Source organism: Mediterraneibacter sp. 210702-DFI.3.120 (assembly GCF_020561005.1).
GTDB classification, from domain to species: Bacteria; Bacillota; Clostridia; order Lachnospirales; family Lachnospiraceae; genus Mediterraneibacter; species Mediterraneibacter faecis.
Window position 1 is genome coordinate 1 of record NZ_JAJCNG010000006.1, and the last position, 23397, is coordinate 23397.

The 23397-nt window shown below is 43.2% G+C and carries 17 protein-coding genes and 1 pseudogene; 11 read left to right on the forward strand and 7 right to left on the reverse strand.

Annotated elements, in window-relative coordinates; all coding sequences use genetic code 11:
• Positions 1–188 (forward strand): annotated as a pseudogene (locus tag LI162_RS04630) (Rpn family recombination-promoting nuclease/putative transposase); the annotation flags it as partial.
• 378 nt (positions 189–566) lie between these two features.
• On the opposite strand, the gene LI162_RS04635 reads toward LI162_RS04630, so the two are convergent.
• Complete coding sequence (locus LI162_RS04635; RefSeq protein WP_226875785.1) at positions 567–2216, reverse strand: flavodoxin family protein; 1650 nt, start codon at positions 2214–2216, stop codon at positions 567–569.
• A gap of 319 nt (positions 2217–2535) precedes the next feature.
• On the opposite strand from LI162_RS04635, the gene LI162_RS04640 reads away from it, so the two are divergent.
• The 3 genes from LI162_RS04640 to glmS all read left to right on the forward strand — a co-directional run bounded on the left by LI162_RS04640 (position 2536) and on the right by glmS (position 5666).
• Positions 2536–2889 (forward strand): hypothetical protein, encoded by a 354-nt coding sequence (locus LI162_RS04640; RefSeq protein ID WP_227155871.1) that lies wholly within the window; start codon positions 2536–2538, stop codon positions 2887–2889.
• Positions 2886–3602, forward strand: a complete 717-nt coding sequence (locus LI162_RS04645; protein ID WP_227155873.1) for a tRNA 2-thiocytidine biosynthesis TtcA family protein — start codon at positions 2886–2888, stop codon at positions 3600–3602. Before LI162_RS04640 ends, LI162_RS04645 begins: the two co-directional genes overlap by 4 nt.
• A gap of 195 nt (positions 3603–3797) precedes the next feature.
• Positions 3798–5666 (forward strand): glutamine--fructose-6-phosphate transaminase (isomerizing), encoded by a 1869-nt coding sequence (gene glmS, locus LI162_RS04650; protein ID WP_227155874.1) that lies wholly within the window; start codon positions 3798–3800, stop codon positions 5664–5666.
• A gap of 116 nt (positions 5667–5782) precedes the next feature.
• On the opposite strand, the gene LI162_RS04655 is transcribed toward glmS, so the two are convergent.
• The 3 genes from LI162_RS04655 to glgX all read right to left on the reverse strand — a co-directional run bounded on the left by LI162_RS04655 (position 5783) and on the right by glgX (position 11674).
• On the reverse strand, positions 5783–7519 hold the full coding sequence (locus tag LI162_RS04655) for a [FeFe] hydrogenase, group A (RefSeq protein WP_226875787.1): 1737 nt from the start codon (positions 7517–7519) through the stop codon (positions 5783–5785).
• Positions 7513–9345, reverse strand: coding sequence for an NAD(P)-binding protein (locus LI162_RS04660; protein WP_196021562.1), 1833 nt, complete (start codon positions 9343–9345; stop codon positions 7513–7515). Before LI162_RS04660 ends, LI162_RS04655 begins: the two co-directional genes overlap by 7 nt.
• A 241-nt stretch (positions 9346–9586) precedes the next feature.
• Positions 9587–11674 (reverse strand): glycogen debranching protein GlgX, encoded by a 2088-nt coding sequence (gene glgX / locus LI162_RS04665; protein WP_155204768.1) that lies wholly within the window; start codon positions 11672–11674, stop codon positions 9587–9589.
• Positions 11675–11848: 174 nt separating this feature from the next.
• Between glgX and LI162_RS04670 the strand changes: the two genes are divergently transcribed.
• From LI162_RS04670 to LI162_RS04680, 3 genes are all read left to right on the forward strand, one after another.
• The gene (locus tag LI162_RS04670; protein WP_117499222.1) at positions 11849–12679 is read left to right on the forward strand and encodes an Mrp/NBP35 family ATP-binding protein; all 831 of its coding nucleotides are present in this window, start codon (positions 11849–11851) and stop codon (positions 12677–12679) included.
• Positions 12680–12832: 153 nt separating this feature from the next.
• The gene (locus LI162_RS04675) at positions 12833–13843 is read left to right on the forward strand and encodes an alpha/beta hydrolase (RefSeq protein ID WP_020436199.1); all 1011 of its coding nucleotides are present in this window, start codon (positions 12833–12835) and stop codon (positions 13841–13843) included.
• On the forward strand, positions 13840–14613 hold the full coding sequence (locus tag LI162_RS04680) for a histidine phosphatase family protein (protein WP_020436198.1): 774 nt from the start codon (positions 13840–13842) through the stop codon (positions 14611–14613). Before LI162_RS04675 ends, LI162_RS04680 begins: the two co-directional genes overlap by 4 nt.
• A gap of 42 nt (positions 14614–14655) precedes the next feature.
• Here the strand turns inward: LI162_RS04680 and LI162_RS04685 are convergent, their stop codons facing one another.
• Positions 14656–15141: a hypothetical protein gene (locus tag LI162_RS04685; protein ID WP_020436197.1), complete on the reverse strand. Its 486-nt coding sequence runs from the start codon at positions 15139–15141 to the stop codon at positions 14656–14658.
• Positions 15142–15554: 413 nt separating this feature from the next.
• Between LI162_RS04685 and pflB the strand changes: the two genes are divergently transcribed.
• Together pflB and pflA are read left to right on the forward strand one after the other, a co-directional pair.
• Positions 15555–17807, forward strand: a complete 2253-nt coding sequence (gene pflB, locus LI162_RS04690) for a formate C-acetyltransferase (RefSeq protein WP_020436195.1) — start codon at positions 15555–15557, stop codon at positions 17805–17807.
• A 179-nt stretch (positions 17808–17986) separates the two neighbouring features.
• Complete coding sequence (gene pflA, locus LI162_RS04695) at positions 17987–18733, forward strand: pyruvate formate-lyase-activating protein (protein WP_020436194.1); 747 nt, start codon at positions 17987–17989, stop codon at positions 18731–18733.
• Positions 18734–18810: 77 nt separating this feature from the next.
• Here the strand turns inward: pflA and LI162_RS04700 are convergent, their stop codons facing one another.
• Positions 18811–20133, reverse strand: coding sequence for an MATE family efflux transporter (locus LI162_RS04700; protein ID WP_155204765.1), 1323 nt, complete (start codon positions 20131–20133; stop codon positions 18811–18813).
• A 182-nt stretch (positions 20134–20315) separates the two neighbouring features.
• On the opposite strand from LI162_RS04700, the gene LI162_RS04705 reads away from it, so the two are divergent.
• A complete protein-coding gene (locus LI162_RS04705) occupies positions 20316–21530 on the forward strand; it encodes a DUF4317 domain-containing protein (RefSeq protein ID WP_155204763.1) in 1215 nt (404 codons plus the stop codon).
• A 141-nt stretch (positions 21531–21671) separates the two neighbouring features.
• On the opposite strand, the gene LI162_RS04710 is transcribed toward LI162_RS04705, so the two are convergent.
• The gene (locus tag LI162_RS04710; protein ID WP_015528732.1) at positions 21672–21842 is read right to left on the reverse strand and encodes a hypothetical protein; all 171 of its coding nucleotides are present in this window, start codon (positions 21840–21842) and stop codon (positions 21672–21674) included.
• A 251-nt stretch (positions 21843–22093) separates the two neighbouring features.
• Between LI162_RS04710 and LI162_RS04715 the strand changes: the two genes are divergently transcribed.
• Positions 22094–23323, forward strand: a complete 1230-nt coding sequence (locus tag LI162_RS04715) for a dicarboxylate/amino acid:cation symporter (protein ID WP_055144921.1) — start codon at positions 22094–22096, stop codon at positions 23321–23323.
• Positions 23324–23397 lie beyond the last annotated feature (74 nt).

Here is a 23397-nt window from a genome sequence, read left to right on the forward strand (position 1 = left end):
TCAGAGATTACAATATAGGAATGTTAACCGCAGAAAGACGAGGAATTGAAGCTGGCCGAGAAGAAGGAGAAAACAGAATCAACCAGTTAAATATTGAATTGTCAAAGCGTGGGCGTACAGAAGATATATTGAAAGCGGCAGTTGACAAGGAATATCAGGAAAAGCTGTTGAAAGAGTTTGAGTTATAAATATTAATGGAGCAAAGCATACTGAGGCAGAGCAGTATTGTAATAGTGCCAGGAATATAAATAGTGCAAGAGATATCAATAATATGTAACGGAAGTGCAGGAGAGATATGATCACAGGAGAATATAGTAACCGTTTACAAATTAATTGCCAAGGGAACAATAGAAGAGAATATTGTAAAATTGCAGGAAAAGAAAATGGCTCTTGCTGACCAGATTATTAGCGGAGAAGAAATGGGAAGTGGAAGTTTCAGTAAGGAAGAATTGTTGAAAGAGTTGTATATTTAAACATGGAGATGTTATCTTAGAATTGTCAAAGATTGGGCGTACAGAAGACATATTGAAAGCGGTAGTAAAGAATCATAAGAGGCAAGAGAATTATTATTTTCTCTTGCCTCTTGCCATCCGTGCAGGATACCATTTTTCAAACCATGCTGTGAAAAGCCCCATCAATATAGGAATCAGATTATTCACAAGAATAAGTACATTTCCAAACCCGGCTTTCTTAAATAGAAAGGTCCAGATTGCTGTCAGTACATATAGTGTGCCCCATGCCGCGGCAAGAATATAATTTGTCTTCATAAAGAGAGGGTTCTGATGCGCATTTTCACCCCCATAATTATATTTTACATATGCAGCGCATAAAGGTTCTTTTGTCAGGCATGAAAGCAGCCAGAAGAGTCCAAATACAAGATATCCGATGTTTGTTGGAAGAACTCCGTTTCCGGTTATATTTGCCGCTGCAGAAAGTATAGCAACAGCTGCCATAGAGAGCTGATCCCAGATGACAAATTTATGTTTTCTCATAATAAACGGTACTGTTGCGACCACAAGTAGCGTTATCATAGCTCCGACTTTCGGATGAATAGAAACAGCGATCCAGAACGTAATCCATGGTATCAGCATTGTCGTCATGGAAGGCTTTTTCTGTTCAATTGTATTTTGAGGCGTTTTCTCTGTTTTTTTGACCACAGATGCGCTTCCGAAGATTTTATCCCAATCAATCATCAAGGAAAAGTCGCCGGATACCGTATACATCTGTTTCCCCAATGCTTCTGCGCCACCGATTTCTCCACGGGAAATAGCTGACCATACAGTAAAAGGCGTATCTATGCGAGTAGTTGGAGAAAGACGTCCATCAGTAAATACTTCGCTTCCTGTCTTGCTAAGCTGAATCTGGTAGGTGTGATCCAAATCGGTAAAGTGAATCTCAAGCACGCGGTCTTTTCCATCGTAGACATCTTTATTATAAAGAGCGGCCATTTGCCGGGTAAATATAAGATCATCCGGTTCTTTTTCTCCGGTTGTTTTACTGATGCCCCAGCTGGCATCTGCCATTTTTTCAAACACATCTCTGGAATATAAAAGCGTGTGGAGTATTGCATCTGTTTCTTCAGAGATTGTTCCGGTCATTGCATATTCTGAGCCGGCACATTTTACAGTGGAAAGATATTCATCTGTTCTTGCAGACAATTCTTTTACACGGAATAATTCTCCCTGACCACAAAAGATGGTCGTATAATTTCCTTTGCCGAGAAAATGATCAAACATCCGCAATACACTGTCATAGTTTCCAACAGCAGAATAAAAGCCACAGGTGGAAATCAGAACATGTCTTTTACCTTCCATATCATATCTGGAGTCATGACTTCCGCTTCCGTATCCGTTCTGTTTTGAACTCATAAAAGGAAGGCTCATAGGAAGCTGACGGTCGATCAAATTCTTTAAGATACCTGGGACATTAAAATAGTACAGTGGAAAAGACCACAGAATAAGATCAGCATCAATCAGTTTTTCAATAACCTTTTGCATATCATCCTTGATACAGCATATGCCAGGCGTTTTCTGCCAGCACGCAAAGCATCCTTTACACGCAGCTATATTCATTGAAGCTACATGGAGTTCATCGATGGAGATGCTTTCTTCATCATCCGTACATCCATTTTTAAATCCTTCAATAAAACTGTATGCAAGCTTTAATGAATTACTTCTTTTACCTTTAGGACTCCCATTGATCAGAAGTATCTTCATGCTTTCATCCCTCCACATTCATACATAAGATGTTGGGGTCAAAAGGTATTTTGACCCCTATGATACACGGATTGCTTCGCATTTCATGCTCTCGCAATCCTAAAACACCTCAAATCCGCTCATTTTTCTACGAAAAATGGCTACTTTTCGGTGTTTTGCGGGTCAATAAGTCATGCTTTTTCATGCAAGCAAGAAACGCATGACCTTTTGACCCTTGTATCATACATAATAATAAAGTATAAGAGGTGCTTACAAAATCCGCAACCTGAATTTCGCAAAATTGTTGTAAAGTATTATGGAAAAGTGATATTATGATCTAATGAGGAAACAGCAGGAAAAATTAAGTGAGGAGCATTTATGGGATATGATCCTCAGTTATCAAAACATAACGTTTAAAACATATTCCGGTTTGTCGTTCACCTATGAAGTGCGAAAAGGAAGAAATGGTGAATATGCAAAAGAACTTTGGATTGACCGCAGGGAAAAAAGTAAAAGTCTGGCCTGGAGTTCGGTGAGGCTGGCATTTCATAATATAAAGCAGACAGGAGAAATAGTTGAAAGGCCAAAGGCTCTTGGAGATATCAGGGGCGTCACCTACATTTATGGAATGTTTTATCGATTTGGACTGATTGATGTACCGGATAAAGTGAAAGAAAAAATGAAGGAAGTATGAAACAACAGAAATTATTAAGTCTGATCCGTCAGGCGATACAAGATTACAACATGATAGAAGACGGAGACAGGATCGCGGTAGGTGTTTCCGGCGGCAAGGATTCCCTGACTCTGCTTTATGCGATGAAGCTGCTGCAGGGATTTTACCCGAAGAGGTTCGAATTATCTGCGATTACCTGCAATGTAGGATTTGAAGGGATGGATTTTACGGGCGTAGCAGAGTTTTGTAAGCACCTGGAGATTCCTTATGAGCAGGTTGATACAGAGATTGCCCGGATCGTATTTCAGGAGAATAAGGATATAAGACCGTGTTCTTTGTGTGCAAAGCTTCGGAAGGGTGCGATGTATCAACGGCTGGGAGAGCTTGGAATCAATAAGATGGCATATGCACATAATAAGGATGATTTTATAGAGACAGCATTGATGTCATTGATCTATGAAGGCCGGTTCTATGCGTTTCCACCGGTGACAAAATTGCCGGAAGCGGGAGTGACGGTGATCCGTCCGATGATGTATGTTCCGGAGCGAGGTGTAGCGCACTTTGTTGCAGACCAGGGAATCCGTGTGGTTAAGAATACGTGCCCGGTAGATGGTTCAACAAAAAGAGCGTATGCAAAACAGTTGATGGAGCAGATCAACAGGGAGACGCCAGGGGCGAAGGACAGGATCATGCATGCAATCGTGAACGGAAGGTTCCCTGACTGGCCACTGTAGTGACGGGAAAGTGATTAAGAAAATGCATTTTTTACTTCCCTATTTCGCCTATCTGTGTTACACTAACGAATGAGTTATTTAACTTTTTTGTAACAATTACGAAAGTGATAGGCTCATTGAAAAGGGAAAACAACATGGAAATGTATATAACTATTTGTAGAGAGGGATGCAGATAGTTAATAGGAGGAATTATTTATGTGTGGAATCGTAGGATTTACAGGAAATCATCAGGCAGCTCCGATTCTGTTGGACGGATTGTCTAAGCTGGAATACAGAGGATATGATTCAGCAGGTCTTGCAGTGCGTGACGGAGAGCATCTTGCACAGGTTGTTAAGGCGAAGGGACGTCTGAGTAATCTTTCAGAGAAGACAGACAGTGGTAAGGCACTCAAGGGAACTTGCGGTATCGGTCATACACGCTGGGCGACTCATGGGGAGCCAAGTCAGATCAATGCACATCCGCATGTATCCGGAAACTGTGAGAGAAGTGGATCCGGTACAGTTGAGTCTGAGGTTGTCGGAGTACATAACGGTATTATCGAAAACTATACCGAGTTGAAAGAGAAGCTGTTAAAGCATGGTTATACATTCTACAGTGATACAGATACAGAAGTAGTGATCAAACTGGTTGACTACTATTATAAGAAATATAATTTAGGACCGATTGATGCGATTGCCAAGACTATGGTTCGTGTACGTGGTTCTTATGCACTTGAGCTGATGTTCAAGGATTATCCGGGAGAGATCTGGGTTGCCAGAAAAGACAGCCCGATGATCATCGGTATTGCAGATGGCGAGACTTATGTTGCGTCTGATGTACCGGCAATCCTGAAATACACAAGAAATGTATACTATATCGGAAACCTTGAGTTTGCAAAGCTTGTTCCGGGAGAGGCTCATTTCTATGATCTTAATGGTGACGAGATCGAGAAAGAGACAACAGAGATCAAATGGGATGCAGAGGCAGCAGAGAAGGCCGGTTTCGAGCATTTCATGATGAAAGAGATCTATGAGCAGCCGAAAGCAATCCGTGATACTCTGAATTCTGTTGTGAAAGACGGAGTGATCGACTTTACGGATATTGATATTACAGAGGAAGAGATTAAGAAATACAGCCAGATTTACATTGTTGCGTGCGGTTCTGCATGGCATGTAGGAGTTGAGGCTCAGTATGTGATCGAGGAGATGGCTCAGATTCCGGTTCGAGTAGAGCTTGCATCTGAGTTCCGTTACCGTGAGATGCCGCTTGTGAAGGATGGTCTGGTTATCGTGATCAGCCAGTCCGGAGAGACCGCAGATACATTGGCAGCTATGCGTATGGCGAAAGATAAAGGACTTGCTACACTTGCAGTTGTAAATGTAATCGGAAGCAGTATTGCCCGTGAGGCAGATAAGGTGTTCTATACACTGGCAGGACCGGAGATTTCGGTTGCTACAACAAAGGGATACAGCGCACAGCTTGTAGCTCTTGATTGTATTGCAGTTCAGTTCGCGAAGGTGAAAGGGCTGATCACAGACGAGCGGTACAGCTATTACATTTCCGAGCTTCAGACAATTCCGGAGAAGATTGAGAAGATTCTTCAGGATAAGGAGAGAATCCAGTGGTTTGCAGCTAAATATGCGAATGCACATGATGTCTTCTTTGTAGGCCGTGGAGTGGACTATGCAGTGTGTCTGGAAGGAAGTCTGAAACTGAAAGAGATTTCTTATATTCATTCTGAGGCTTATGCGGCAGGTGAGTTAAAGCATGGAACAATCAGTCTGATCGAGGACAATATTCTCGTAATCGGAGTTCTGACACAGAGCAAGCTGTATGAGAAGACAGTCAGCAATATGATGGAATGTAAGAGCCGTGGCGCATATCTGATGGGTGTGACAAACTATGGAAATTATGAGATGGAAGACAAGGTAGACTTTACAGTCTATGTTCCGAAAGTGGATGAGCACTTTATGGGAAGCCTCGCAGTGATTCCGCTGCAGTTACTTGGATATTATGTAAGTGTTGCAAAGGGACTTGATGTAGATAAGCCGAGAAACCTTGCAAAGAGTGTAACAGTAGAATAAGAATATGATGAATCAGGCAGGTCGGGAAAATGAATCCGTCCTGCCTGATTTTGGCAAGAGCCAGAAACAGCACCGCATCTTCCCACTGTTCTGGCTCTTGTTTTATATAGGAATTATTATCTAGGCATATCCCACTTTGTATGATCTGTATGAAGCAGCATATGTGATTTGTGTGACAATGGTTTCTCAAGGAAATCGTTGTACAATTTCATAACATCCTGGTTCTCATGGGAGAAACGGATCTTTGCGTTCTTGTCAAGGAAGTAGAGGTTTGCACCGCGTGTGTGTGCAAGTTCTTCGCCGTCGTGGATCGGCTGGCCGCCTCCACCGACGCATCCGCCCGGACAGGCCATAACTTCCACAAAGTCGTAGTGTACTTCACCGTGTTCAATTGCTTCAAGCAGTTTGCGTACATTTCCAAGACCACTGACAACAGCAGCGCGGATCGTAGCATCACCGATCTGGACTTCAGCTTCTACAACACCCGTCTCAAAGGATGGACTGCGGACGATCTTAAATGCATCCGGATCCGGGTTACGTCCTGTTACAAGATAGTGTGCGGAACGAAGTGCAGCTTCCATAACACCGCCGGTAGCACCGAAGATAACACCGGCACCGGACCACTCTTTCATAAGCGGATCACATTCGCGGTCTTTCAGGATTTTTGGATCAATATGCGCAGCACGGATCATTCTTGTCAGTTCTCTTGTAGTGAGAACTGTGTCAATGTCATGTCCGGCATACTCGCCGTAGAAAAGTTCCATGTTGCGTTCACCTTTTTTCGCTACGCAAGGCATGACAGATACGGTGTAAATGTCTTCCGGAGCGACACCGATGGACTGTGCAAAATAAGTCTTCATAACAGCACCGAACATCTGCTGTGGTGACTTGGCTGTGGACAGCTGTGGCACCAGATGTGGGTACTGTGATTTGATGAAACGGATCCAGCCAGGGCAGCAGGAAGTGAACATCGGACGCAGCTTTAATTCTCCTTTGGTGAAGCGCTGCAGGAATTCATTTCCTTCTTCCATGATCGTAAGGTCAGCAGAGAAAGAAGTATCGAAGACGTAGTCTACGCCGATCTTTTTCAAGGCGTCCATGATCTTTCCGATTGTTGCTTCTTCTCTGGACAGGCCGAGAGCTTCTCCCCATGCGGCACGGACTGCCGGAGCAACCTGTGCAACCACCACTTTCTTCTTGTCAGCAATCGCACTCCATACATCCTCTGTATCATCACGTTCACGAAGTGCGCCGACAGGACAATGAGTGATACACTGTCCGCAGAGAGAACAGGAGACTTCATTGATCTTTTTATTTCCGTTTACATTGATCGTTGTTCTTGAACCTGTACTTGTAACATCCCAGATGTTCAGCCCCTGGATCTTGTCACAAATCTGGATACAGCGCATACATTTGATACATTTGCGTGAATCACGGATGAGTGGGAATGTCTTGTCCCAAGGTGTATCTTCAAAGCGTTCTTTGAACGGAAGATCGATCAGGTTCAGATCATTTGCAACCTGCTGAAGTGTACAGTTCCCGCTTCTGACACAGGTTGCACATTTGCAGTCATGCTGGGAAAGGATAAGCTGTACAGTCTGTCTTCTTGCAATGCGTACCTTCGGGCTGTTCGTGTAAATCACCATGCCTTCGGTTACAACGTTATTACAGGATGTGACCAGACGATCTTTCCCTTCAATTTCAACAACACAGACACGGCATGCCGCAATCTCGTTGATATCTTTTAAATAACATAATTTCGGAATCGGAGTTCCAAGTTTTGCCGCAGCTTCCATGATAGTAGTTCCGGAAGGTACGGATATTTTCTGATTATCAATTGTAATATTTACCATTTTTCTTTCCGCCCTCCTTTGAAAATACCATAACCGAAATGATCGCAGCGCAGGCATCTGTGGGATTCCTGTTTTGCTTCGGCTTCTGTCATACAGTTTTCAACGCCTTCAAAGTCACAGACACGGCTACATGCTTCGCGTTCTGTCAGTTCAACTCTTCCGCAAGGTTCGCGGTCGCTTAAGCGAGGTTCCGGAATCTCAACATCACAGCTGATGATATGGTGGAAACCAAGATATTCATCGATATTGGCAGCAACAACCTTTGCAGCGGCAATTGCCTTGATTACGGAAGCAGGACCGGATGCACAGTCTCCACCGGCGAATACGCCAGGGATATTGTCGAAACCGCCATAACGCTCTGTCATGATCTTACCGCGGGAAACCGGAACACCGGCTTCTGCGAAATGTTCGGATTCGATATCCTGACCGATTGCAACGATGAGTGTCTGGCAAGGGATAAGGAAATCTTCTTCACCTGTCGGACAGACACTTGCACGACCGTCCTTGATCTTGCTGATCATCTGTGGTGTGACGTATATACCTGAAACGTGTCCGTTCTCATCAGTCTCGATTCTGGATGGTGCTTTCAGTGTGAGTACTTCAATTCCCTCTGCAACTGCACCTTCGATCTCAGCCGGAAGAGCAGTCATATCTGCAGTACGGCGTCTGTAAACGATACTTACTTTTTTAGCACCGAGACGTTTTGCTGTGCGGACGGCGTCCATGGAAACGTTACCGCCACCGATGACAGCAACTTCCTGTCCGGTAAGATCAGGGCTCTTGTTTTCTCCAACATCACGAAGGAAGGACACAGCAGAAATCACGCCTTCTGCATGTTCGCCTTCGATACCAAGCTTCTTATCAGTGCTTGCACCGATGGAAATAAGAACAGCATCATATTCCTGGCGGAGACTCTGAATTGTGATATCTTTACCAATACGTTTTCCAAATTCTACCTGAACTCCTGTCTCAAGGATTGCCTGAATGTCTTCGTCAAGACGATCTTTCGGAAGTCTGTAGTTCGGGATTCCATAGCGGAGCATTCCGCCGAGTTTTGGAAGCATCTCGAATACGGTTGTCTGATGTCCCATCAACTGCAGGTAGTAAGCAGCGCTGAGTCCACCAGGTCCACCGCCTACGACAGCGATACGCTTTCCGGTGGAAGGTGCGCATTCCGGTGGTGGAACCTTGCCTGCATAATCAGCGGCCATTCGTTTCAGTCCACGGATATTGATGGCATCATCTACGATATTTCTACGGCAGCGAGCCTCACAAGGATGCTCACAAATAAAACCGCAGGTTGTCGGGAACGGATTATCCTTACGGATCAGACGGATTGCGTCAGCGTAACGGCCCTCTCCGGTCAGTGCGATATATCCAGGAATATCAACATGTGCAGGACAGAGAGAAACGCAAGGTACAGGCTGTGTATAGTGGCAGGTACAGCGTCCCTGACGGACATGTTCTTCATAATCTTCGCGACAGTCTCTTAAGCTCTTATGTACCATGGCACCGGCTTCATATCCGATCGGACAGTCAGATCCTTCGCGGATGGATTCAGACAATGTGTCAATCAGATCAAGTGTCTCCATTGTAGCAGTACCGTTCATAACATCTGTCAGAAGGTTCTTCAACTGCCACAGCCCAACGCGGCACGGGGTACATTTTCCACAGGATTGTGTCTGACACATCTCGATAAATGCACGAGTCATGTCAACCGGACATAATCCCGGAGGGCTGGATTCAATTCTGCGTTCCAGATCTTTGTACAGCTCTTCAACAACGAGCTGGCCTTTGTCTGGACCTGGGATTTCAAGTCTACTCATTTTAAACCTCTCCTTTTACCATAACGTTCATTACTGACTGATTTTAAAATAGGAAATGTATTTGAAAAAACCTATCTTCAAACCAGTAAAGTTTTGTTTAGTAATATTCTATAAATAAATCTCAAAATTATCAAGAAAAGTTTAAAAAATGACAAGCCTGTTATTTGTTATACAAACAACAAGCTTGTCAAAATAAACAAAAATATTCTAAAAAATATTGAGAAACAGCTAAAAAATTAATTCATATAGCGGTAGCAACGAAAATAATAACAGAGCGTTCACCTAAAAATATTTTAGATTCTACCGTAGGCATTGAATTTTTGTGAAAAAACTGACATTTAGGATCGCCGGTGTTGACCGCAACTTTCCATTTGTAATGTTCAGGAAGTTCCGGCAGAGTGAGTGTAACCGGAAACCATCCGGAATTTACAGCCAGATAAACAAGGTCTTCTTTTTGGGTTGCTTCATTATAGCCTGCGAATCGTACACAGACAACATGGCTGTCACCGGAGAAATTTGTCTCATCCGGAGTGAGCCCATGCGTGCTCATTGCCGGAACACCAAGATAGCTTGGCTCGAGATCCTTACGGATGACAGGGTGATTTTTGCGGAACTGGATCATATATTGAAAGAAATCGAACAGATCCTTATTTTTTTTGAGGAGACTCCAGTCCAGCCAGGAGATCAGGTTATCCTGGCAATAAGGGTTATTATTTCCATAACGTGTGTCTGCGAATTCATCACCGGAGAGGAACATTGGAGTTCCGCGGCTGCAAAGCAGAATGGCACAGGCATTTTTCATCAGTCGTTTACGAAGTGCCAGAATGGCAGGATCATCTGTTTCGCCTTCTACGCCACAGTTCCAGCTGTTATTGTCGTCAGCTCCGTCAGTGTTCCCCCAACCGTTGGCTTCATTATGCTTCTGGTTATAACTGTACAGATCATAAAGCGTGAATCCATCATGACAGGTGAGAAAGTTGATGGAAGCATTTCCACCTCGGTAAGCAGGATCGTACAGATCAGGAGAACCTGTGATTCTTGCTGCAGCAGTCTGGGCAAGGAAGTCATCTCCTTTTAAAAAGCGGCGCATATCATCACGGTAGCGCCCATTCCATTCAGCCCAGCGCTTCCAGGAAGGGAAAGAACCGACCTGATAAAGTCCGCCGGCATCCCATGCTTCAGCGATCAGTTTTACATTTCCAAGGATCGAGTCGAATGCAAGGCTTCGCAGAAGCGGTGGTTGGCTTAGAGGGGTTCCGTCATCATTTCGCCCAAGAATGGAAGCAAGATCAAAACGGAATCCGTCTACACGGTATTCGATGACCCAGTAACGCAGACATTCCAAAATCATGTCTCGTACAACAGGGTGATTGCAGTTTAATGTATTTCCACATCCGCTGAAATTATAATAATGTCCGTCCGGAGTCAGCATATAGTAAATGTTATTGTCAAAGCCTTTGAAAGAAAAGCACGGACCGAATTCATTTCCCTCAGCAGTGTGGTTGAAGACGACATCGAGGATTACTTCTATACCATTGTCATGGAGATCTTTGATCAGTGTCTTGAGTTCTAGTCCTTCGCGGTTATATTCCATAGAAGAACAGTAGCTTGTATTTGGTGCAAAGAAACTGACTGGATTATATCCCCAGAAATCAATAAGTTCATTTTCATCAATCAATCGTACATCACGCATCTCATCAAATTCGAAGATTGGCATTAGTTCAACAGCATTGACTCCAAGTTCTTTCAAATAAGAAATCTTTTCGCGCAGGCCTTCGAATGTACCGTGGTGCTTAACACCGGAACTTTCATCCATGGTAAATCCGCGGACGTGTAGCTCGTAGATGATCAAGTCTTCCATAGGAATAGAATGGTGACGCTGGTCACCCCAGTCAAAGTTGGATTGTACCACACGGGCACGATAACCATGCTGGGCGTTATTTACATGCCCCCACTGGCTCTGTCCGGTGACGGCGCGCGCATAAGGATCCAGCAGGATTTTGTTTTTATCAAAACGGAGTCCTTTCTTTTCATCATAAGGACCATCCAATCGATAGGCGTACTCAAATTCTTCGATATCCAGATCAAAGACGATCATAGAATAGCAGAATCCGATCCTGTAACTTTCCGGAAATGGAATCACGGCGTAAGGTTCTTCGGCTTTGCGGTGAAACAGCAGAAGCTCGCAGGAGGTAGCACCGTGTGTATGAATTGTAAAGTTGACACCACCCGGGATAGCGACTGCACCAAATTCACGGAAAAAGCCGGGACGGATCTGGAATCCATTGACAGTGTCAATCGGCTTAAGTTGTTCGGATATTACTGGCATATAGGAAAACTCCTTTCTAATTGTATTCAAGTTAGAATGAATTAAGAATTAACATAACAATTGACATAAGTATAACACTTAGAAAAATAAAAGCATAGGTTCAGCCTATCATTCTGTGAGAAAATGTGCTACAATGATACCACTATTTATTTGTAGAAAAGAGGTTATGGTATTATGGCAGAAGAGCAGAAAACAGCAGGATGTTCAGAGGAATCCTGCGCCAGCTGTGCCAGTGCAGGAACATGCACAAGTAAGAAAGTTGATATGCATGAACCGATGAACATGTATTCATCTATTAAAAAAGTGATCGGCGTTGTCAGTGGAAAGGGCGGTGTTGGTAAGTCACTCGTGACAGCATCCCTTGCAAGAATGATGAGAGCAAAAGGATATAATGTTGGTATCATGGATGCAGATATTACAGGTCCATCTATCCCAAAGATGTATGGACTTCATGAGATGGCAGTAGGAACTGAGCAGGGAATTCTTCCATGTGAAGCAGCAGATGGAACAAAGATCATGTCTGTCAATCTTCTTTTGGAAGACGAGGAAGCACCGGTTATTTGGAGGGGACCAGTGATCGCAGGTGTTGTAAAGCAGTTCTGGACAGATGTTATGTGGGGAGATCTTGATTATCTCTTCGTTGATATGCCACCTGGAACAGGTGATGTTCCGTTGACAGTATTCCAGTCTCTTCCGGTTGACGGCGTTGTGATTGTTACATCTCCGCAGGATCTTGTACAGATGATCGTGAAGAAGGCATATGGAATGGCGAAGCAGATGAATATTCCGGTTCTTGGAATTGTTGAGAACTACAGCTATGTGAAGTGTCCGGATTGTGGCAAAGAGATTAAAGTATTTGGAGAAAGCCACATTGATGAGATTGCAGAAGATCTTAATGTTCCGGTTCTCGGAAAGATGCCACTTGACCCGGCAATCGCGCAGATGGTTGAGGAAGAGAAGTTTTCTGAGGCAGAGAATCCATATCTGGAAGGATTCGAACTGTAAAGCAAGTTGAGTGTATGTAATGGGAGTCATGGAAGACAAGGTTGGGGGATCTTGTCTTTCGTGGCTTTTTTACGCGAGCAACGAGCAAAGTCCGTGCTCCTAAAAGAATAACAGAAAAGCACAAATTATAAATCATACAGGAGAAATTAACACATGATAGGCGAAAGAATAGAATTATGGCACAAAGAAGAATATCATTACCCGGCGGCGCATGGGTTTATCCCGATTATGGTCAGCTATATTCATGAGGATGAGCTGATGCATCCGGCGATGCTGGTTGTTCCGGGAGGCGGTTACAGACTTGTATCGCCTTCGGAAGCACATCTGGTTGCTATGGAATTTTATCAGGCTGGTTATAATGTGTTCGTCCTTGAATATACAGTGAATCCACTGGATGAAGCACCATTAAAGCTTCAGCCGCTGAAAGATATTTCCAGAGCAATGCGAATCATCCGTTTTCGTTCGGAGCAGTTACATATTTTGTCAGATCAGATCGTGGTCTGTGGATTTTCAGCCGGAGGACATCTGTGTGCGAGTCTGTGTGTGCATGGAGCGGATATCGAGGATCCGGATGAAAAATATCAGAAGTTTTCAAACAAACCGGATGCTGCTGTGCTGTCTTATCCGGTAATCACTACAGGAAAGTACACACATAAAGATTCTTTTGTAGCATTATATGGAAAGAATCCTACAAGAAAAGAGCTAGAATATATGTCAATTGAAAAGCATGTAACAAAAGAAATGCCACCATGCTTTATCTGGCAGACAGCAACAGATGGAACAGTTCCGGTGCAGAATAGTTATCTTTTAGCACAGAAATGTCTGGAAGAAGGAGTTCCATTCGCACATCATGTATTTTCAGAAGGCGTGCATGGTATGTCTGTTGCAACAGAGGACTGGCTGGAACGCAGAGGGAGAGAACCTTATACACAGGAGCAACTCCGTATGCTGGCAGAAGCAATCCTTGCGGGAGAAACTTCATTTCCAAAGGAAATGGGAGAAGAACTGCTTGTGAAAAATGGAATTGGAAGAACACAGCCACCGAAATGGACAGTAGAGCAGAAAGAAGAAATCCGAAAGACTCTGAAAGAAGTACAGATCTGGCCCAAACTGGCAGAGGAATGGCTGGAGAAAATAATTGATTACAAAGGAGAAGCAAGATGAGAATTCTATTGATCCGTCACGGAGATCCGGATTATGTAAATGACACATTAACAGAAAAAGGAAGACGTGAAGCGGCACTGCTTGCAAAACGTGCAGTATCTATGAATATGGGGGAATGCTATAAGTCTCCACTTGGAAGAGCGAAGGATACGGCGACTCCATGTCTTGAGGTAACTGGAAAAACAGCAGAAATATTGGATTGGCTGCAAGAGTTCCCGGCGCAGGTTGATTTGAATAAAAATCCGGAACTTGAAAAAGCATATCCCGATGTGAAAAAAGAAGGTGAGCATTTCCTGCCTAGAATTGCATGGGATATGGTTCCGGGGTATTGGACAGAACATGAAGCTTATATGGATAAAAATGCATGGCGTGAAACAGAAGTGGCGAAAAATTCTGATCTTGTAGAAGTATACGATCATGTGATTGAAGAATTTGATCGCTTTCTCGCAGAGCATGGATATGTAAGAGAAGGGGCGCATTATCGTGTGGAGAAAGAAAGTGATGAGACAGTGACATTTTTCTGCCATTTCGGAATCAGCTGTGTGCTGTTGTCCCATTTATGGAATGTATCACCATTCGTGCTTTGGCATTGCCTTGCGCTTGCACCGACTTCTGTGACAGAAGTAGTAACAGAAGAGAGAGAACAGGGAACGGCATATTTCCGAGGATTGAAAGTAGGAGATATCTCACATCTCTATGCAGGTGGAGAAGAACCGTCCTTCGCAGCAAGATTCTGTGAGACATATAGCAACAAGGAGCAGAGACATTAAAATCAAATGTCTCTGCTCCTTGCTTTATGGATTTTGGTATTATTAAACCACTTTCTGATAAGCAATTCGTTCTGTTCCATCCTCAACATATACGATTCCGCAATATTTGAATCCATTCTTATCTAACAGATGCTGCATTACGATATTGTCCCGGTGTGTATCAATACGGATATTGCCGCATTGTTCCAAAGCCCAGTTCAGGCAGAAGGAAGCAGCACCTTTTACATTTCCGGTGGAAGTGATGCGGTGAACAACTCCGTAACGGGAGTCGTTGATCCATTCACCTTCGTAGATGCGCATGTAAGTCGGATCAGCCCCTTCTTTATAATAGAAAGTAGCAACTATCTGGTCCTTTTCTGTGCAGACATAACTGTTCCCCTCAGTGATGTCATCCAGAATTAACTGTGGAGAAGGATAATTGTTTTCCCATTGAGAAGCATTTCCGTGAGTTGCCATGAATCTGCGTGCATGTTCGTACATCTTAAGAAGTACTTCAAGCTCTTCTGGTTTTGTCTTTCTGATTTCCATAATATTCCTCTTTCATAAACTAAATATAGATACGCTAATGCACTATTATATCAAAAAACAGAACGTAACTCCATTGACAAAAATATAGAGAAAACATGAAACGAAATCGTTATCATAGAGGAAAAGTACCTAGAGTGAATTTTGAAAGAAAAAGAGGCTGTTTATTTGTCTGTAAATCAGACCGTACACATGGGGAAAATGTTCTTTTTACAGTACATTTTTACTGTATTAAAGTTCGTACAATTCCCCGTAAAATGGGCGTTTTTTCGTATATTTTGTACTAAATCGAATACAAAGCGATTTCCGATATTTATTCTCGATTTTACGCTTGTCATTTATTTAACACGGTGTTATACTATGCCCGTAAAACAATTACAAAACTATTTTAGGAAAGAATATAGGAGGATTTTTCAATGGCTAATTTTGAGCAGTGGGCTGGCTTCAAGGGAAGAAAATGGACACACTCTGTAGACGTGCGTGATTTCATCCAGGAGAACTACACACCATATGAAGGTGATGAGTCATTCCTTGAGGGACCAACAGAAGCAACAGACAAATTATGGGGAAGACTGCAGGAACTTCAGAAAGAAGAAAGAGCTAAGGGCGGAGTTCTCGACATGGAGACAGAAGTTGTTTCCGGTCTGACAGCATACGGCCCGGGATATATCGATGAGAGCATGAAAGATCTTGAGCAGATTGTTGGTTTGCAGACAGACAAACCGCTGAAGAGAGCATTCATGCCTTATGGTGGAATCAAGATGGCAGAGCAGGCTTGTACAACATACGGATACCAGCCAAGCGAGAAACTGCATGAGATCTTCACAAAATATCATAAAACACACAACCAGGGAGTATTCGACATCTACACACCAGAGATGAAGAAAGCTCGTCATAACAAGATTATTACAGGACTTCCGGATACATACGGACGTGGACGTATCGTAGGTGACTACCGTCGTGTTGCACTGTATGGTATCGACTTCCTGATCGAGAGAAAACAGTATGACTTCGAGCGTTATGCAAGACACGGCATGAAGGGTGAGGATTTCCGTCTTCGTGAAGAGCTTGCAGATCAGATCAAAGCTCTGAAAGAAATGAAAGAAATGGCTGCAGCTTACGGATTTGATATTTCACAGCCGGCTAAGGATGCTCATGAAGCAGCTCAGTGGCTGTACTTCGGATATCTTGCAGCAATCAAGACTCAGAATGGTGCAGCTATGTCTGTAGGACGTATCTCTACATTCCTTGATATCTATATCGAGAGAGACCTGAAGGCTGGAAAGATCACAGAGAAGGAAGCTCAGGAGATCATCGACCACATGGTAATGAAATTCCGTATGGTTAAGTTCGCAAGAATCCCATCTTACAACCAGCTGTTCTCAGGAGACCCGACATGGGCAACACTTGAGGTTGGTGGACTTGGACAGGACGGACGTTCTATGGTAACAAAGAACGACTATCGTTTCCTCCACACACTGAACAACATGGGACCTTCACCAGAGCCGAACCTGACAGTTCTTTATTCTTCAAGACTGCCAGAGAACTTCAAGAAGTTCGCTTCCCTGATTTCTGTAACAACAAGTTCTATCCAGTATGAGAACGATGATGTTATGCGTCCGGTATGGGGCGATGACTACAGCATCTGCTGCTGTGTATCTGCTACAGAGACAGGTAAAGAGATGCAGTTCTTCGGAGCTCGTGCAAACCTTGCTAAGTGTCTTCTTTACGCTATCAACGGTGGTATCGATGAGAAGAACAAAGTACAGGTAGGACCGGCTTACCAGCCAATTACTTCCGAGTACCTTGATTACGATGAAGTAATGGAGAAATATGACCAGATGATGGAGTGGCTGTCCAAGCTGTATGTTGATACACTGAACATGATCCACTACATGCATGATAAATACTACTATGAGGCAGCTCAGATGTCCCTGATCGACACAGACGTTAAACGTTCTTTCGCAACAGGTATTGCTGGATTCTCACATGTAGTTGACTCCCTGAGCGCTATCAAATACGCTAAGGTTAAAGTTGTCCGTGACGAAGATGGTCTTGCAACAGACTTCGAGATTGAGGGAGACTTCCCAAGATACGGTAACGATGATGACCGTGCAGATGAGATTGCTGTATGGCTTCTGAAGAAATTCATGCACAAACTGAACAAGTGCCACACATACAGACATTCTGTACCGACAACATCTATCCTTACAATTACATCTAACGTTGTATATGGTAAGGCTACAGGATCTCTTCCGGACGGAAGAAAGGCTGGAGAGCCACTTTCACCAGGAGCTAACCCGTCTTACGGTGCAGAGCAGAGCGGACTTCTTGCTTCTCTTAACTCTGTTGCTAAGCTTCCTTACGAGCTTGCACTTGATGGAATCTCTAATACACAGACAATCAACCCAGGTGCACTTGGACATTCTGATGAAGAGCGTAAAGAGAACCTTGCTCATGTACTTGACGGATACTTCGATCAGGGAGCACATCATCTGAACGTTAACGTATTTGGTGTTGACAAACTGAAAGATGCTATGGAGCACCCAGAGAAACCTGAGTACGCTAACTTCACAATCCGTGTATCAGGATACGCTGTTAAGTTTATCGACCTTACTCGTGAGCAGCAGCTTGACGTTATCGCAAGAACTTGCCATGACCACATGTAAATAATGTTGCGATTTGCGGATAAAAGATCATAAATAACAGATAATATATCAGGACGCAGTCATTTCACCATGCTGCGTCCTTTTTTCATAAGACCTGCAATTATAAAGAAATGTCAGAAGACAAATCTGAAGGTTGCAGAAGAATGGCAGGAAACTGCCGGAAAAAGAAGGAGAAATATATGTCAGAAGTAAAAGGATACATTCACTCAACAGAAAGCTTCGGTTCCGTTGACGGACCTGGCGTACGCTTTATCATTTTTGTAAGCGGATGTCCAATGCGCTGCCAGTTCTGCCACAACCCGGACACATGGAAGATGCAGGACGGCGAACTGAAGACAACAGATGAACTGCTTAAGACAGCACTTCGCTATAAAAGCTACTGGAAAGATAAAGGTGGTATCACAGTCAGCGGTGGAGAACCTCTGATGCAGATGGATTTCCTGATTGACCTTTTCAAGAAAGCGAAAGAACAGGGAGTTCATACCAATATTGATACAAGCGGAGCTGTATTTACAAAGGAAGAACCATTTTTCGGTAAACTGCAGGAGTTGCTGAAATACACAGATATGCTGATGCTTGACATTAAACACATTGATGATGAGCAGCATAAGATTCTCACAGGACAGAGCAACAAGAATATTCTTGAGTTTGCACGTTATCTGTCTGATATCAAGAAACCAATCTGGATCCGTCACGTACTCGTTCCGGAGCGCAGTGACAAGGATGAGTACCTGGAGAGACTCCATGATTTCATCGAGACACTGGATAATGTAGAGCGTGTTGAAGTTCTTCCATATCATACACTTGGTGCATACAAGTGGAAAGAACTTGGATATGATTACAAGTTAGAGGGAATCGATCCTCCGACACCGGAGAGAATTGAGAATGCAAACCGTATTCTTGAGACAGCGAAATATTTAAAATAAGATAAAAAAAGAACTCTGTTATGAGATGTATGAATCAATACATTCGTAACAGGGTTCTTCTTTTGTAAGTACTTTACTTAAAATTTTCTCAGAAAGAAGAAGGTCACGACACACACGATTGCCTCGGTAACAGGAAGGCAGAGCCAGATACCTGTCATTCCAAAAAGTGCGGCAAGCAGGAAAGCAATCGGCAAGATCAGTACAAGGCCGCGCAGGATAGAGATGATGAATCCCGGTACCGGCTGGTCGGAAGCACTTAAATAAGTGGCTGACACCATATTGATGCCTGAAAAGAACAGGCTTACAAAGTAAATGCGCATGCCTTCTGCTGCCATTGAAGTAAGCAACGGATCCTTGTCTTTATTAAATAAGTCAGCAATCGGAACTGCAAAGACAAAGACAACCAGATAGGCAATGAAAGCCATAAGTAATGCAGTGCTTAATGCATAACGTCTTACCTGGTTGCGTACAGGAGCTCCATTTTTACCAGGGTGGCTGCTGACAATCGGCTGGATGCCCTGCCCGATTCCGGTAAAGATCGCCACAAGTACGAGTGCGATATTAGCAAGGATACTGTATGCCGCAAGTCCGGTCGTTCCGCTGAATTTCAGAGTCAGCATGTTAAAGACAAGAATTACGATGCCGGAAGATAATTCAGCGACAAGAGAAGAAACTCCAAGCCGGCAGATATCTATAGCAGTTTTCAGATGTATCCTTGTTTTTACCAGATGAAACTGATTCTTCTTTTTCCAGAAATGCATGGACAGAATACTCATCCCAACCAGTGGAGCAGTTGCAGTAGCCAGTGCAGCTCCGGTCATGCCAAGCTGCATAGGATAGATGAAAATGTAATCCAGCACAATATTTGTCAGACTTCCAACGAGCATTGCAGTCATTGAAAGTCGCGGTTCTCCATCATTTCTGACAAAACAGTTCAACAGATTGTTGCACAAAAACAGCGGAGAGAACATAAGCAGGATGCGGATGTATGGAATCGCATGCGGCAATGTAGTTCCGTCGGCTCCGAGTAAGACACAAAGAGGTCTTGCAAAAAACAGTCCGATGCTGAAAAAGAACAGCATAGCTACAAATGCAAGCTGAAGTGCCTGGGTGAAGATCGTGCGGTGAATCTCACTGTCAGCTCTGCCGGAGGAAAGCGAGTATCGCGCAGCAGCACCCATACCGATCATCAGCCCCGTTCCGTTTAACAAGCTGAAAGCAGGAAGAACCAGATTAAGCGCGGCAATCGCATCAGAGCCGATTCCCCGGGCAACAAAAAATGTATCGGCAAGGATATAACAAGAATATCCGATCATGCCGAGTACATTTGCTGAGACATATTTAACAAAGAGTGGAAATACATGTTCCCGGGCAGTTGAAGTAATTGAGTTGGATGACATAATTACAAATTCCTTTCTGTATTTTCAGAATGCGTATAATACCATAGAATTTTGAGAAAATCAAATCTTTCTTTCTTATGAAAATAGAGGTAAAATAAAAATGTTATGTCTACGGTATTTACAATCCCCGAAAAGATGGTTTATTCATTATAACATAGAAAGAATGAAGAAAGGAAACATATATGAATAAAAAAGAAGTACTTGAGATCCGTAAGCAGTTCTCACCGAAAAACTGTGCGATTACGAAAATCTGTGGCTGCTATGTGGATTATGAGAAGAATAAAAAGATGGAGTCAAAAGACGCATTTCTCGCACTTCCGGAGGAAGAAGCATTTAAGTATTTTGATATTTTTAAGAAGACACTTTCCGGAAGTATCGGAAAGAATATGCTGAATATGGAGTTTCCACTGGATGCAGAGATGCCGGGCGGAACGCAGGAATTTCTGTTGAAGCTTCGTGACAGCCGTCTCGAAGACGATATGCTTCTGGAAGAATTCTATGACAAAGTTATTGCAACGTATGAGTATGCGGAGAATTATTACATTATTTTGATCCATGCAGCATACGATGTTCCTGGAAGAACATCCGATGATCTTGAGATGGATGATGCTTCAGATGAAGTATATCAGCATATACTGATGAGCATCTGTCCGGTCAGTCTGTCAAAGGCAGGGCTTAGCTATAACGCGGAAGAGAACTGTATTCAGGACAGAATCCGTGACTGGATCGTTGATAAGCCGGACAAAGGATTCCTCTTCCCGGCATTCAACGACAGAAGTACTGATCTTCACAGTGTGCTTTATTACACGAAGAAATCAGAAGATCTTCAGCCGGAGATGATCGACCAGCTTCTTGGTGCGAAGATGCCGATGTCTGCGGATACACAGAAAGAGACATTCCAGATGATTATTGAAGATACATTGGGAGAAGATGGTGATTACGAGACTGTCCGCAACATTCACGAGACATTGAATGATATGATCGAAGAACACAAAGAAGAACCGGATCCGCTGACATTGGATAAAACGGATGTGAAGAAGATTTTCGAGCAGAGCGGTGTGCCGAATGAGAAGATGGAGAACTTTGAGAAGAACTTCGAAGAAAATGCAGGTGAGAAAGCAACGCTTCTGGCAAGCAATATCGCAGAGACAAGAAAGTTCAATATCGAGACACCGGATGTTGTGATTAAAGTAAATCCGGACAGAATGGATCTTGTAGAGACAAGAATGATCGACGGAAGACAGTGCCTTGTGATTCCTGTGGATGACCACATTGAGGTCAATGGGATCAATGTCAGAACGATGAAGGTAAAAGGCGTTGCAGAACCGAAAGCAGGTGGTTCTGGTGAAGCTGTGGAAAATGCAGAGGATGATATTGTTCCGTTTGATGAAGATTAATTGACGGGGAAAGAAATAGAGAAAACGTACAAAGAGGATTCCTGCCTGAAAATATTTCCATTTATTTAAAATGAAATATTTTCAGGAGGGAATCCTCTTTGCAGTCTTCTTTGAATAAAAACAGGTAGAAGAATAGTAACCTTAGATGATCGTATACTGCATCAGTTCATAGTGCAGTTTACAACCTTCTACAATCTCAGCCGGGAGCAGTGCTCTGGCTACGAGTTTTAACTCTTCATCCGGAAGATCAACTCTTCTTAAGTGTGCATAATCTCCGTCGATCTGTTCTACGATATAATCACATACTAACATTTTAAAATCTCCTTTTAAACACGATATAGTATTAGAAATATTTTATCATGAATTATAAAAAAGTAAAGAATAAAGGTGAGTTTGTAAGCGAACGATGTGATGAGAAGATAAAAAGTGCCAAAAACAGACAGTTGTAGATTTATCCTTCGTGTATTATAATATTGCATACCGACTAAACAGGTCTGAGAAAGGTTGGGGATTACAGACATCTGTGAATTAGGACCGAAAAATAGTATTGGAGGATTCTTCCTATGAAAAAATCTAGTTTTTTCAAAAGCCTGCCATTTAAACTTCTGGTAGGTGTTGTGATTGGAATTCTTGCCGGACTTGCTCTTAATGCAAATGACGGGACAGGTTTGACAAATGCAATTCTGAACATTATTGTAACTTTGAAATATGTTCTGGGACAGATTATTTCATTCTGCGTTCCGCTGATCATCATTGGATTTATCGCACCGTCCATTACAAAGATGGGAAATAATGCATCGAGATTACTTCTGCTTGCAGTATGTATTGCATATGTATCTTCTGTTGGGGCTGCGTTATTCTCTACAGCAGCAGGATACGCGCTGATCCCGCATCTTTCTATTGTGACAGATGTAGATGGACTGAAAGAACTGCCGGAGATGGTGTTTGAACTTTCTATCCCACAGATCATGCCGGTTATGAGTGCACTTGTATTTTCTATTATGATCGGACTTGCAGCGGCATGGAATAAGGCAAAATTAATCACAGGAATGTTGGAAGAATTCCAGAAGATCGTGCTTTCCATCGTGTCAAGGATTTTGATCCCAATCCTTCCGTTATTTATTGGATTCACATTTTGTTCTCTGGCATATGAAGGATCCATCACAAAACAGCTTCCGGTATTCCTTAAGGTTATCATTATTGTTATGATCGGACATTATATCTGGATGGCACTTCTTTATACAATCGCCGGTGCTTATTCAGGAAAGAATCCACTGGAGGTTGTGAAGCATTACGGACCGGCATATCTGACAGCCGTTGGAACAATGTCTTCCGCAGCAACACTTGGAGTTGCTCTGCAGTGTGCAGGAAAGGCGAAACCATTAAGAAAAGATATGGTACAGTTTGGAATTCCGTTATTTGCTAATATCCATCTGTGTGGATCTGTACTCACAGAAGTGTTCTTCTGTATGACAATCTCACAGATTCTGTATGGAAAACTTCCGTCAATTCCAACAATGCTTCTGTTTTGTATACTTCTTGGAGTATTTGCAATCGGTGCACCGGGAGTTCCGGGAGGAACAGTTATGGCATCCCTTGGACTTATCACAGGAGTCCTTCTGTTTGATGATGCGGGAACAGCACTGATGCTTACAATTTTCGCACTTCAGGATAGTTTTGGAACAGCTTGTAATGTGACCGGGGACGGAGCACTTACGTTGATTCTTACAGGATATGCGGAAAGACATAAGATTCCGGAGAAGTCAGATGAGATGCTGAATATTGAATTTTAATAATTGATTTTAAGGGCAACTATTATAGTTGTCCTTTCTTTTTGCCAAAACATTGAATTTTAGTACTATTCTGT

What these genes read in the sequence shown, in the direction of transcription:
- LI162_RS04675 (WP_020436199.1), top strand. Translation starts at nt 12,833, where the DNA reads ATGATAGGCGAAAGAATAGAATTATGGCACAAAGAAGAATATCATTAC.
- LI162_RS04640 (WP_227155871.1), top strand. Translation starts at nt 2,536, where the DNA reads ATGAGGAAACAGCAGGAAAAATTAAGTGAGGAGCATTTATGGGATATG.
- pflB (WP_020436195.1), top strand. Translation starts at nt 15,555, where the DNA reads ATGGCTAATTTTGAGCAGTGGGCTGGCTTCAAGGGAAGAAAATGGACA.
- pflA (WP_020436194.1), top strand. Translation starts at nt 17,987, where the DNA reads ATGTCAGAAGTAAAAGGATACATTCACTCAACAGAAAGCTTCGGTTCC.
- LI162_RS04700 (WP_155204765.1), bottom strand. Translation starts at nt 20,133, where the DNA reads ATGTCATCCAACTCAATTACTTCAACTGCCCGGGAACATGTATTTCCA.
- LI162_RS04715 (WP_055144921.1), top strand. Translation starts at nt 22,094, where the DNA reads ATGAAAAAATCTAGTTTTTTCAAAAGCCTGCCATTTAAACTTCTGGTA.
- glmS (WP_227155874.1), top strand. Translation starts at nt 3,798, where the DNA reads ATGTGTGGAATCGTAGGATTTACAGGAAATCATCAGGCAGCTCCGATT.
- LI162_RS04670 (WP_117499222.1), top strand. Translation starts at nt 11,849, where the DNA reads ATGGCAGAAGAGCAGAAAACAGCAGGATGTTCAGAGGAATCCTGCGCC.
- glgX (WP_155204768.1), bottom strand. Translation starts at nt 11,674, where the DNA reads ATGCCAGTAATATCCGAACAACTTAAGCCGATTGACACTGTCAATGGA.
- LI162_RS04655 (WP_226875787.1), bottom strand. Translation starts at nt 7,519, where the DNA reads ATGGTAAATATTACAATTGATAATCAGAAAATATCCGTACCTTCCGGA.
- LI162_RS04705 (WP_155204763.1), top strand. Translation starts at nt 20,316, where the DNA reads ATGAATAAAAAAGAAGTACTTGAGATCCGTAAGCAGTTCTCACCGAAA.
- LI162_RS04660 (WP_196021562.1), bottom strand. Translation starts at nt 9,345, where the DNA reads ATGAGTAGACTTGAAATCCCAGGTCCAGACAAAGGCCAGCTCGTTGTT.
- LI162_RS04685 (WP_020436197.1), bottom strand. Translation starts at nt 15,141, where the DNA reads ATGGAAATCAGAAAGACAAAACCAGAAGAGCTTGAAGTACTTCTTAAG.
- LI162_RS04645 (WP_227155873.1), top strand. Translation starts at nt 2,886, where the DNA reads ATGAAACAACAGAAATTATTAAGTCTGATCCGTCAGGCGATACAAGAT.
- LI162_RS04680 (WP_020436198.1), top strand. Translation starts at nt 13,840, where the DNA reads ATGAGAATTCTATTGATCCGTCACGGAGATCCGGATTATGTAAATGAC.
- LI162_RS04710 (WP_015528732.1), bottom strand. Translation starts at nt 21,842, where the DNA reads ATGTTAGTATGTGATTATATCGTAGAACAGATCGACGGAGATTATGCA.
- LI162_RS04635 (WP_226875785.1), bottom strand. Translation starts at nt 2,216, where the DNA reads ATGAAGATACTTCTGATCAATGGGAGTCCTAAAGGTAAAAGAAGTAAT.